This window comes from Marinobacter confluentis, from assembly GCF_004785685.1.
GTDB lineage: Bacteria > Pseudomonadota > Gammaproteobacteria > Pseudomonadales > Oleiphilaceae > Marinobacter > Marinobacter confluentis.
Genome location: NZ_SRPF01000016.1, coordinates 1 through 622 on the forward strand (window position 1 = coordinate 1; position 622 = coordinate 622).

Genomic DNA, 622 nt, shown 5'->3' on the forward strand with positions numbered 1-622 from the left:
TTGTTTCTGCACACTGCTAACCCGAAGTTAGTCAGTAAAAGTTTTTGGTGGAGCTAAGCGGGATCGAACCGCTGACCTCCTGCGTGCAAGGCAGGCGCTCTCCCAGCTGAGCTATAGCCCCAGATGCTTGTCCAGCTTCCGTTACTCGTCGTTGCAGCGCTCGTTCGCCTCAGTCATAACCCATCGAGGGTTACTCCTTCACTCACTCTCGCTGCGCCTAGATTAACGAAATCTGTCCGGCGCCTCTGCTTACGTCGCATGGTGACCAGGATTTTACTGATCTAGGCGTCGAAGCGCGCCGCATAGCCTGCTATGCAAGTGCTTCGACAACGACGAGCAGTGAAATTCTGGTGGGTCTGGGTGGATTTGAACCACCGACCTCACCCTTATCAGGGGTGCGCTCTAACCAACTGAGCTACAGACCCGAAAGTGCGGGCCTGCAAGACCCTTTGCTCTCTTCTCAAGCTAACCAAGTAATTCGTGTGGACTCTGACCGAAGCGTTCGGCTTCGTTTAAGGAGGTGATCCAGCCGCAGGTTCCCCTACGGCTACCTTGTTACGACTTCACCCCAGTCATGAACCACACCGTGGTGATCGTCCTCCCGAAGGTTAGACTAACCACT

2 tRNA genes and 1 rRNA gene are annotated in these 622 nt (G+C 54.5%); all 3 read right to left on the bottom strand.

Features of this window, described 5'->3' with window-relative positions:
• Positions 1-45: 45 nt before the first annotated feature.
• Positions 46-121, bottom strand: a tRNA-Ala gene (locus tag E5Q11_RS17350).
• Positions 122-348: 227 nt separating this feature from the next.
• A tRNA-Ile gene (locus E5Q11_RS17355) sits at positions 349-425 on the bottom strand.
• An 88-nt stretch (positions 426-513) separates the two neighbouring features.
• Positions 514-622, bottom strand: a 16S ribosomal RNA gene (locus E5Q11_RS17360); the annotation flags it as partial.